10 protein-coding genes are annotated in these 10,151 nt (G+C 66.5%); 6 read left to right on the top strand and 4 right to left on the bottom strand.

Going from position 1 to position 10,151, the window contains the following annotated elements; all coding sequences use genetic code 11:
• The first annotated feature begins 43 nt into the window (after nucleotides 1-43).
• Together WA317_RS12630 and WA317_RS12625 are read left to right on the top strand one after the other, a co-directional pair.
• Nucleotides 44-748 (top strand): DUF2334 domain-containing protein, encoded by a 705-nt coding sequence (locus WA317_RS12630; RefSeq protein WP_425173352.1) that lies wholly within the window; start codon nucleotides 44-46, stop codon nucleotides 746-748.
• A gap of 27 nt (nucleotides 749-775) precedes the next feature.
• Nucleotides 776-2,440, top strand: a complete 1,665-nt coding sequence (locus WA317_RS12625) for an FAD-binding dehydrogenase (protein ID WP_425173351.1) — start codon at nucleotides 776-778, stop codon at nucleotides 2,438-2,440.
• Between the two features lie 76 nt (nucleotides 2,441-2,516).
• On the opposite strand, the gene WA317_RS12620 is transcribed toward WA317_RS12625, so the two are convergent.
• The gene (locus tag WA317_RS12620; protein WP_425173350.1) at nucleotides 2,517-3,155 is read right to left on the bottom strand and encodes an MBL fold metallo-hydrolase; all 639 of its coding nucleotides are present in this window, start codon (nucleotides 3,153-3,155) and stop codon (nucleotides 2,517-2,519) included.
• 90 nt (nucleotides 3,156-3,245) lie between these two features.
• On the opposite strand from WA317_RS12620, the gene purS reads away from it, so the two are divergent.
• A complete protein-coding gene (gene purS, locus WA317_RS12615; RefSeq protein WP_425173349.1) occupies nucleotides 3,246-3,485 on the top strand; it encodes a phosphoribosylformylglycinamidine synthase subunit PurS in 240 nt (79 codons plus the stop codon).
• A complete protein-coding gene (gene purQ, locus WA317_RS12610) occupies nucleotides 3,482-4,156 on the top strand; it encodes a phosphoribosylformylglycinamidine synthase subunit PurQ (RefSeq protein WP_425173348.1) in 675 nt (224 codons plus the stop codon). The genes purS and purQ overlap by 4 nt, the downstream gene beginning before the upstream one ends.
• A gap of 3 nt (nucleotides 4,157-4,159) precedes the next feature.
• On the opposite strand, the gene WA317_RS12605 is transcribed toward purQ, so the two are convergent.
• From WA317_RS12605 to WA317_RS12595, 3 genes are read right to left on the bottom strand one after another with little or no spacing between them, the layout of a single operon-like run.
• Nucleotides 4,160-4,615 (bottom strand): cupin domain-containing protein, encoded by a 456-nt coding sequence (locus tag WA317_RS12605; protein WP_425173347.1) that lies wholly within the window; start codon nucleotides 4,613-4,615, stop codon nucleotides 4,160-4,162.
• Nucleotides 4,616-4,645: 30 nt separating this feature from the next.
• Nucleotides 4,646-5,443 (bottom strand): family 1 encapsulin nanocompartment shell protein, encoded by a 798-nt coding sequence (locus WA317_RS12600; protein ID WP_425173346.1) that lies wholly within the window; start codon nucleotides 5,441-5,443, stop codon nucleotides 4,646-4,648.
• Nucleotides 5,440-6,459 (bottom strand): Dyp-type peroxidase, encoded by a 1,020-nt coding sequence (locus WA317_RS12595; RefSeq protein WP_425173345.1) that lies wholly within the window; start codon nucleotides 6,457-6,459, stop codon nucleotides 5,440-5,442. The genes WA317_RS12600 and WA317_RS12595 overlap by 4 nt, the downstream gene beginning before the upstream one ends.
• A gap of 48 nt (nucleotides 6,460-6,507) precedes the next feature.
• Between WA317_RS12595 and WA317_RS12590 the strand changes: the two genes are divergently transcribed.
• Both WA317_RS12590 and purL read left to right on the top strand, forming a co-directional pair.
• Nucleotides 6,508-7,773, top strand: a complete 1,266-nt coding sequence (locus WA317_RS12590) for a M18 family aminopeptidase (RefSeq protein WP_425173344.1) — start codon at nucleotides 6,508-6,510, stop codon at nucleotides 7,771-7,773.
• A 71-nt stretch (nucleotides 7,774-7,844) separates the two neighbouring features.
• On the top strand, nucleotides 7,845-10,151 hold a 2,307-nt coding region (gene purL, locus WA317_RS12585; RefSeq protein WP_425173343.1), incomplete at its 3' end, for a phosphoribosylformylglycinamidine synthase subunit PurL.

Raw genomic sequence — 10,151 nt, 5'->3', positions numbered from 1 at the left:
CAGATTTCACTGTCCGGAAACCTGCCATCGCCAGAATGGAGGTATGTCAGGAAGCTTGATCGTCTCCGTGTCGGGGATCAGCGAGCGCACCCTCGCCGATGTCGACGCCTTCTGCGGACAGATGGACACCCGCGGGGTGCCGGTGTCACTGTTGGTTGCGCCGCGACTCAAGGGCGGATACCGCCTTGATCAGGACCCGGCCACCGTGGAGTGGTTGGCCGCCCGGCGCGCCGGGGGTGACACGGTGTTGTTGCACGGCTACGACGATGCGGCGACCAAGAAGCGGCGCGGCGAGTTCGCGGCGCTGCCGACCCACGAGGCTAATCTGCGGCTGATGGCCGCCGACCGGGTGCTTGAGCATCTCGGCCTGCGTACCCGGCTGTTCGCCGCGCCGGGCTGGACGGTGTCGTCGGGAACAGTGAAAGCATTGCCGCGAAACGGATTCCGTCTGCTGGCGGCCTTGCACGGGATGACCGACCTGGTCCGGCAAACCACCGTGCGGGCCCGGGTGCTGGGCATCGGCGAAGGCTTCCTGGCGGAGCCGTGGTGGTGCCGGATGCTGGTGCTGTCTGCTGAGCGAACCGCGCGCCGGGGCGGGGTCGTGCGGGTCGCGGTCGCCGCACCGCAGCTGCGCAAGACGGGCCCGCTGCAGGCGATGCTCGACGCCGTGGACCTGGCCTTGCTGCACGACGCCGCGCCGACCGTGTACCAGTGGCGAGCCCGTCGGGCGGTGTTGGACGCAGCTTGACCGCGCGGGTCGTTACCCTGTAGCGGCATGAGCGATACCCGGGCCGGACAGGCCGCTGACGTCATCATCGTCGGAGCGGGGCTGGCCGGTCTGGTGGCCGCCTGCGAGGCGGCCGACCGCGGTCTGCAAGTGCTGATCCTCGACCAAGAAAACTCCGGCAACCTCGGCGGACAGGCGTTCTGGTCATTCGGCGGCCTGTTCTTCGTCAACAGCCCCGAGCAGCGCCGGCTGGGGGTCCGGGACAGCTGCGAACTGGCGTTGCAGGACTGGCTGGACACCGCCGGCTTCGACCGGCCCGAGGACTACTGGCCCCGTCAGTGGGCACAGGCTTACGTCGATTTCGCTACCGACGAGAAACGCAGCTGGCTGCGTGAGCGCGGCCTGCGAATCTTCCCGCTGGTGGGCTGGGCCGAACGGGGCGGGTACGACGCCCGCGGGTGCGGCAATTCGGTGCCGCGGTTTCACATCACCTGGGGAACGGGTCCGGCGCTGGTCGAGATCTTCGCGCGCCAGCTGCGGGGTCGGCCGAAAGTGCGGTTCGCGCATCGCCACCGCGTCGACGAGCTGATCGTCGAAGGCGAATCGGTCACCGGCGTGCGGGGCAGCGTGCTGGAGCCGACGGACGCGGCCCGTGGTGTGGCGTCGTCACGAAACGTCGTCGCCGAGTTCGACTTTCATGCTTCGGCGGTGATCGTGACCAGCGGTGGCATTGGAGGCAACCATGACCTGGTGCGGCAGAACTGGCCGAAGCGGATGGGCCGGGTTCCCGGGCAACTGTTGAGCGGGGTGCCCGCCCACGTCGACGGCCGGATGATCGGCATCACCGAGAAGGCCGGCGCCCGGGTGATCAACCGCGACCGCATGTGGCACTACGTCGAGGGCATCACCAACTATGACCCGGTGTGGCCGACGCATGGCATCCGGATCATCCCGGGACCGTCGTCGCTGTGGCTGGACGCCAGCGGCCGCCGGCTGCCCGCTCCACTGTATCCGGGCTTCGACACGCTCGGCACACTGGAATACATCGCTCGTTCCGGCTATGACTACACCTGGTTTGTTTTGAACGCCAGGATCATCGAGAAAGAGTTCGCCCTGTCGGGCCAGGAGCAGAACCCCGACCTGACCGGACGCAGTGTGCGCCAACTGCTGTCGTCGCGTGCCCGATCCGGTCCGCCCGGGCCGGTGCAGGCCTTCGTCGACCGCGGTATCGACTTCGTCAGCGCCGACTCGCTGCGCGAGCTGGTGTGCGCGATGAACAAGCTGCCCGACGTTTCGCCGCTGAACTTTGCGACGGTGGCCGCCGAGGTAACGGCGCGGGATCGCGAGGTCGTCAACCGGTTCAGCAAGGACAGTCAGATCAATTCGATCCGGGCCGCGCGCAATTACCTCGGCGACCGGCTGGGTCGGGTGGTCGCGCCGCACCGGTTGACCGACCCCAAAGCCGGACCGCTGATCGCGGTGAAATTGCACATTCTGACCCGAAAGACGCTGGGTGGTCTGGAGACCGACCTCGACGCACGCGTGCTCAAGGCCGACGGCACGCCATTCGACGGGTTGTACGCGGCCGGCGAGGTGGCCGGCTTCGGCGGCGGTGGCGTGCACGGTTACCGGGCCCTGGAGGGCACCTTCCTGGGCGGCTGCATCTTCTCCGGGCGGGCCGCCGGTCGAGGAGCCGCCGCCGACATCGCCTGACGGTGCGTCGCCGAACGTGAAGCCAGCCGCACGTTCGTCGCCCAGCGTGAAGCCAGCCGCACGCTCGCGCTAGGAATTAGAAGGTGACCCCGGTCTCTTCAGGCAGCACGTGGAAGTCGGCGTTGGTCATCTCGCTGAGCCGCCCATAATAGATGCCCCGGGCGTCGGGGCTGATGACCGCTTGGTGGATGGGCACGGCGCGCTCAGGAGCCACCGCCCGTAGATAGTCGACGGCCTCGGAGATCTTCATCCATGGAGCGGCCGCTGGGGTGGCCAGCACATCCACCGGCTCGTCGGGAACGAACAAGGCGTCACCGGGATGCATCAGTCGTGCCGGATGTTCACCGTCGCCGACCAGAAACGAAATGTTCTCGATGACAGGCAGTTCCGGGTGTATCACGGCGTGCTTCCCGCCGACCGCCCGGATGGTCAACTGCCCTACCTGTAGCTCGTCGCCGACGTGCACCGGCAGGACCGGGTCGCCGAGCTGTGCGGCGGTCTGCGGGTCGGCGTACACCGGGGCGTTGGGATTGGCGTCGCGCAGCGCAGGCAGCCGTTCGATGTCGACGTGGTCGGGGTGCTGGTGGGTGATCAGAATGGCCGACAGCCCGGTGACGCCCTCGAATCCGTGCGAGAAGTTGCCCGGGTCGAACAGGATCGTGGTGTGGCCGAAGTCGGCGAGCAAACAGGAATGACCGAAGTGTGTCAGTTGCATAGCTACGATTGTGCGCGCAGCGGCAACGGTAGCCGCCGGCCCGGTAGAATCGGCGACAAGCAATCAACTTTCCGACAGCGAGGAGCGCCCGTGGCCCGGGTGGTTGTGCATGTGATGCCCAAGGCCGAGATTCTCGATCCGCAGGGTCAGGCTATCGTTGGGGCGCTGGGCCGACTGGGTCACGCCGGCGTCTCAAACGTCAGGCAAGGCAAGCGCTTCGAGCTGGACGTCGATGACACCATCGACGATTCGCAGCTCGCCGAGATCGCGGAATCGCTGTTGGCGAACACCGTCATCGAAGACTGGACAGTTACCCGGGAGGCGCAGTGACGGCGCGGATCGGCATCATCACCTTTCCCGGGACACTCGATGACGTCGACGCCGCCCGGGCCGCGCGTTTCGTCGGTGCTGAGCCGGTTGGCCTGTGGCACGCCGACGCCGACCTCAAGGGCGTCGACGCAGTCGTCGTGCCCGGCGGGTTCTCTTACGGTGACTACCTGCGTGCGGGTGCGATCGCCCGGTTCGCCCCAGTGATGGGTGAAGTGGTTACCGCCGCGGAGCATGGGCTGCCGGTGTTGGGAATCTGCAACGGCTTTCAAGTGCTCTGTGAGGCAGGCCTGCTACCGGGTGCGCTGACCCGCAATGCCGGTTTGCATTTCATCTGCCGGGACGTGTGGCTGCAGGTGGCGTCGACGTCGACGGCGTGGACTTCGCGCTTCGAGCAGGGTGCGGACCTGTTGGTGCCGCTGAAGTCTGGTGAGGGTCGCTACGTCGCGCCGCACAATGTGCTCGACGAACTGGAAGCCGAGGGCCGAGTGGTGTTTCGCTACGCCGGTAATCCCAACGGGTCGTTACGCGACATCGCCGGAGTCAGTTCGGCCAACGGCCGCGTCGTGGGTCTGATGCCGCATCCGGAGCATGCCATCGAAGGCCTGACCGGTCCCTCGGACGACGGACTCGGCCTGTTCTATTCTGCGTTGGACTCCGTCCTGGCGGCCTGAGGCTCAAACCGGATACAGCCCCGGCAGGTTGACCACGATGGCTTCCTGGGTGCTGCGGGCGATCACGACTTCGGCGGGTGTGGTGGGATCCGGATTCTCTTCGCGGTGTGGCAGATACGGCGGGACGAAGACGTAGTCACCGGGTTCGGTTGCGATGCGGATCTCTTGTACTCCGTCGTGAAACACAAACTCGGGGTTGCCGCTTCGGACGTAGATCGCGGTTTCAGACTCGCCGTGATGGTGACTGGCCGAGACGGTTCCGGGCGCGACATGGGTTTCGCCCATCCACAGTTTTTCCGAACCGACCGATCGGCCGCTGAGCGCGGCGAAGCGCCGCATACTGTCGCTCTGCGCGGTGTCCGAATCGATCTCCGCCGCTTTGATGTGATGCACCCGCGCCTGATTCGGGCGTTGATGCGTTGCGTCGAAGTCCGGATGGAATCCGTCCGAGGTGGCCATCAGCGACTATCCTCCGGGCTCGGCCTGAGTTCACGCGCTCAGGCAGACTGACGCTTCCGCGGTGTAGGCGAGGAAAGTCAGCGTCTCCTGCAGATACAACTGCACAGTCTCGGCGTCGTGGCTCAGGTAACCGATCGAGACGTCGGTGCCGAGCTGCAGGTCGAAATCGCCGCCGCGGGTGGTCAACACGAAGGCGCCGTCGATTGCAGGCGCCCAGATGATGTCGCCGTCGACCAACCGGCGCAGATGTTCGCGGATCGGGTAACCGTGTTCGGTGGTCTCGCTGACTTTGGTGTAGACGTCAGCGGACAGCAACACCGAGTAAGGGCCGTCGACACCGGCCAGCCGCAGCCCGGAAAGCGCCTGGCTGATCACGTCGGGAATGTCGCGGGCATCTGCAGGCAGGGTGAGCGGCGGATTGGAGCTGGACCTGCGGATGCCTTCGATCGAGGCAGCCGCATAGCCCTCGAAGACGGTCCGGTCCTCGACGAACGCCAGCTTCTTGGCGGCCTCTTTGACCGGATCCCAGTCAGAGTCCTGGGAGCCGCGTTCCACGTCGTCGATTTCACCGCGCGACAGAGTGAACGGGACGCGGAGTCGCACAAGCGGTTTGCTTGCCCGCAGATGTGTGACTACTCCGTCGGTCGGCGCATCCGCATCGATGAGCCGACCGGTGCTGACCGCTGCGACGACGGGGCCGCCCGGTTCGCTGACGTCGACCACGCGGCGCCCCGCGATGTGGCGTTTGAAGGTGCGGGTCGCCTCCAATTCGATCTCGACCCACGCTTGTTCGGTGACCGGAGCCAGCTCCCGGTAGAGATTGTTCATTGACGTGTTCCTTTCAGGCTGCCGATCGCCAAAGACCCTGCCCCTGTTGTTGATTCCGCTGCCGAAACCGTCGCCTGCGAACCGGGCAGCGGCGGTGGATCGTCGAGGAAATCGACGGTGGGGGAGAAGAACAAACCGCCGGTCACGGCGGTGGAGAAATCCAGAATGCGGTCGGTGTTGCCAGGCGGGTCACCGATGAACATGTTACGCAGCATCCTCTCGGTGACGGCCGGCGTGCGCGAGTAACCGATGTAATAGGTGCCGTATTCGCCCTTACCGATATCGCCGAACGGCATGTTGTGCCGCACGATCTTGAGCTCGTTGCCGTCGGCGTCTTCAATGACGTTCAAGGCCACATGCGAATCGGCCGGCTGCTCCGCCTCGTCCAACTCGATGTTGTCCAGCTTGGTCCGCCCCATGGCCTGCTGCTGCTCGGTGACCGACAACGAGTTCCAGCCGGCCATGTCGTGCAGGTACTTCTGTACGTGCACATAACAGGAGCCGGCGAATGCGGGATCCTCGTCGCCGACCCGGGTCGAACTGACCGCCAGCGGCCCGTCGGGATTCTCGGTGCCGTCGACGAATCCGAGGAGGTCGCGGTTGTCGAAGAACCGGAACCCGTGAACTTCGTCGACGATGGTGATTCCCTCGGCCATTACCTCGGCCAGCCGGGTGGCCAGCTCGAAGCAGAAGTCCAACGTCTCGGCGCGAATGTGAAACAACAGATCGCCCGGGGTGGCCGGGGCGGTGTGCCGCGGGCCGCGCAGTTCGACGAACGGATGCAGTTCAGCAGGCCGCGGACCGGCGAACAACCGGTCCCATGCCTGCGACCCGATCGAGGCGACCGCAGACAAGCGCTTCGCCGGGTCGCGGAAGCCGACAGCTCGCACCAGCCCGGAGATGTCGGGCAGAGCGTCATGCACGATCGCCTCGCCGCCGCCGTCGATGGTGGCCACCAGGAAGATCGCCGCCGGCGTCAACGGCTCCAGAACCGGTTGTGGCTGCACAGCGGGCACGCACTGACCCTAACGTTCCTGGCGACACTGTGATGAAAAGATGGGAACATGGCGGCTTCGGCAGCGGGCCTGTGTGACTTCATCGACGCGTCCCCCTCGCCTTTCCACACGTGTGCGACGGTGGCTCAGGCGCTGGGCGCCGCCGGCTACACCGAGCTGTCCGAGGCCGACGGGTGGCCTGGTGCGGGCAAATACTTCGTCGTGCGGGCCGGTTCGGTGGTGGCGTGGGACAGCGGCGGCGACACCGGGCGGCCGTTCCGGGTCATCGGAGCGCACACCGACAGCCCCAATCTGCGGGTCAAACAGCATCCCGACCGAGTGGTCGCAGGGTGGCAGGTGGTCGCGCTGGAGCCGTACGGCGGTGCATGGCTGAACTCCTGGCTGGACCGCGACCTCGGCATCAGCGGCCGACTGTCGGTGCGCGACGAGAGCAACGAGAACGGCATCGCTCACCTGCTCGTCCGCGTCGACGCGCCGATCCTGCGGGTGCCGCAGTTGGCCATTCACTTGGCCGAGGACCGCAAATCGCTGACATTGGACCCCCAACGCCACGTCAACGCCGTGTGGGGAGCCGGGGACACTTCGGGCTTTTTCCTGGACTACGTCGCCGGGCAGGCCGGAGTCGACGCCGGCGACGTGCTGGGCGCGGATCTGATGACTCATGACCTGGCGGCGGCCACGATGTCCGGGGCGCACGGCGAGTTCGTCAGCGCGCCGCGACTGGACAACCAGGCCAGCTGCTACGCGGGGCTGCACGCCTTGCTGGCCGCTGAGCCGCGCCGATACCTGCCGGTGCTGGCGCTGTTCGACCACGAGGAAGTCGGTTCCACGTCCGATCACGGCGCCCAGTCCGAATTGCTGCTGACCATCCTCGAGCGCATCGTGCTGACCGCCGGTGGAAACCGGGAAGACTTCCTGCGCCGGCTGGCCGGTTCTACGGTGGCATCGGCAGACATGGCACACGCGACGCATCCCAACTATCCGGAACGGCATGAACCCGGTCACCTCATCGCGATCAACGGTGGACCGGTGCTCAAGGTGCAGCCCAACCTGCGCTACGCCACCGACGGTCGCACAGCCGCGGCGTTCGCGCTGGCGTGCCGGCAGGCCGGCGTCGCGCTGCAACGCTACGAACACCGCGCTGACCTGCCGTGCGGCTCGACGATCGGCCCGTTGACCGCGGCGCGCACCGGCATCCCGACCGTCGACGTCGGTGCCCCCCAACTGGCCATGCACTCCGCGCGAGAACTGATGGGCGCCGACGACGTCGCTGCCTACGCCGCGGCCCTGCAGGCGTTCCTGTCGCCCGACTGAGCCGAGCGCCGGTAGTCGTCGTCACCGGGCGGTTCACGTGCGTGGTGACAGGCGGAATCTAGACTGTCTTCGTGACGTTCGGGCTCACTCAGGCAGTCGACACCCTTGAATTGGCTACAGCCACCCCCGATCAACCCCAGCCGTACCGCGAACTGGGCCTGAAAGACGACGAATACCAGCGCATCCGCGAGATCCTCGGCCGCCGGCCCACCGACGCCGAACTGGCCATGTATTCCGTGATGTGGAGCGAGCACTGCTCGTACAAATCCTCCAAGGTTCACCTGCGCTACTTCGGTGAGACCACCACCGAGCAGATGCGCGCGGGGATGCTGGCCGGCATCGGTGAGAACGCCGGCGTTGTCGACATCGGTGACGGATGGGCGGTCACCTTCAAGGTGGAGTCGCACAATCACCCGTCCTACGTCGAGCCCTACCAGGGCGCGGCCACCGGTGTCGGTGGGATCGTGCGCGACATCATGGCGATGGGTGCCCGACCGGTTGCGGTGATGGACCAGCTTCGCTTCGGTGCGGCCGACGCCCCGGACACCCGCCGCGTGCTCGACGGGGTGGTGCGCGGTATCGGCGGTTACGGCAACTCGCTGGGCTTGCCCAACATCGGCGGCGAGACCATTTTCGACGCCTGCTACGCCGGCAACCCGTTGGTCAACGCGTTGTGTGTCGGGGTGCTGCGCAAGGAGGACCTGCACCTGGCGTTCGCTTCGGGCACCGGCAACAAGATCATCTTGTTCGGCGCGCGAACCGGTTTGGACGGCATCGGCGGGGTTTCGGTGCTGGCCTCAGAGACATTCGCCGCTGATGAAGAAGGATCCGGGACGGGATCGACGCTCGATCCCAAAAGCGGATCTCGGAAGAAGTTGCCTTCGGTTCAGGTCGGTGACCCGTTCATGGAGAAGGTGCTCATCGAGTGCTGCCTGGAGCTGTACGCCGCCGACCTGGTGGTCGGCATCCAGGATCTCGGCGGCGCCGGATTGGCCTGTGCCACATCGGAGTTGGCGGCCGCTGGCGACGGCGGCATGGCGGTCGAACTGAGCACCGTACCGCTGCGCACCCAAAGCATGACGCCTGCCGAAGTGCTGTGCAGCGAGTCGCAGGAACGGATGTGCGCGGTGGTCACACCGCAGCACGTGGAGGCCTTCCTGGCGGTGTGCCGCAGGTGGGACGTGCTGGCCACCGTGATCGGAGAGGTCACCGGCGGCGACCGGCTGCAGATCACCTGGCACGGTGAAACGGTCGTCGACGTGCCACCGCGCAGCGTGGCCCACCAGGGGCCGGTCTATCAGCGCCCGGTGGCCCGCCCCGACTGGCAGGACGAGCTGAACGCCGACCATTCACACAAGCTGCCGCGGCCCGCGACCGGTGCGGAGCTGCGCGCGACTTTGCTTGCGCTGCTGGGCAGTCCGCACCTCTGCAGCCGCGCATTCATCACCCAACAATATGACCGCTACGTGCGCGGCAACACCGTGCTGGCCGAGTACGCCGACAGCGGGATGCTGCGCATCGACGAGTCGACCGGCCGCGGCATAGCGGTGTCGACCGACGCGTCCGGGCGCTACACCCTGCTGGATCCTTACACCGGCGCCCAGCTCGCACTGGCCGAGGCGTACCGCAACGTAGCCGCCACCGGCGCCACCCCGGTCGCCGTCACCAACTGCCTCAACTTCGGTTCGCCGGAAGACCCGGCAGTGATGTGGCAGTTCGCCCAGGCGGTCCGCGGACTGGCCGATGGTTGTGCGACCCTTGGTATTCCGGTGACCGGGGGCAACGTCAGCTTCTACAACCAGACCGGGTCGGCCGCGATTCACCCCACCCCGGTCGTCGGGGTGCTCGGCGTCATAGACGATGTGAGCCGACGTCTGTCGACGTCCTTCGGCACCCGGTCAGGTGAAACGCTGCTGCTGCTTGGTGACACGCAAGACGATTTCGACGGCTCGGTGTGGGCACAGGTGAGCGCCGGGCATCTCGGTGGGCAACCGCCGGCCGTCGACTTGGTCCGCGAACGCCTGCTGGCTGAGGTTCTGAGCGCGGCAGCGAAAGAGGGCCTGGTGTCCGCGGCGCACGATCTGTCGGAGGGCGGCCTGGCGCAGGCGATCGTCGAGTCGGCGCTCGCAGGCGGAATAGGTTGTCGCATCGTCCTTCCCGATCGCAGCGACCCGTTCGTCACATTATTCTCCGAATCGTCGGGCCGGGTTTTGGTGGCCGCGCCGCGCGAGGACGAGAGCCGATTCCTGGCTCTGTGCGCCGCCCGCGGATTGCCGGTCGTGCGCATCGGTGTCGTCGACCAAAGCTCGAAAGTGCTCGAGGTGCAAGACTTGTTCTCCGTCCCTCTGACCGAACTGCGCAGCACGTTCGAAGGAGTG

This window comes from Mycobacterium sp., assembly GCF_049802695.1.
Classification (GTDB): domain Bacteria; phylum Actinomycetota; class Actinomycetes; order Mycobacteriales; family Mycobacteriaceae; genus Mycobacterium.
Note: the sequence above shows the minus strand (reverse complement) of the source record. Positions and strands in the feature narration are given on the sequence as shown.